Source organism: Pseudomonas sp. 2822-17 (genome assembly GCF_002742485.1).
Classification (GTDB): Bacteria; Pseudomonadota; Gammaproteobacteria; order Pseudomonadales; family Pseudomonadaceae; genus Aquipseudomonas; species Aquipseudomonas cyclaminis.
In genome coordinates, this window is record NZ_LJRZ01000009.1 from 1 (window position 1) to 228 (window position 228).

Annotated in this window: 1 protein-coding gene; it reads left to right on the plus strand. The window is 40.4% G+C overall.

Features of this window, described 5'->3' with window-relative positions:
* Window positions 1-228 (plus strand): hypothetical protein (locus tag AOA60_RS33155; protein ID WP_218240443.1); only part of this gene is annotated, 228 nt, incomplete at both ends.

Genomic DNA, 228 nt, shown 5'->3' on the forward strand with positions numbered 1-228 from the left:
CCCACCAGGTATTGTTTTACTTGCATTAGGAATTTTTGTGGCAATCATCATGTCGGTTCCAATTATATATGTAGCCTGGCGTTCTATTTTCGCTGGTGCAGATCGGTGGATGCGTCTACTTGATCAAAGAATACCTGAATTGTTGTGGAATACATTTTCCCTCACATTTATGGTAACTTTATTTGCGCTCATTATTGGTGTGTCATTGGCTTGGATTGTTGTCAGGAC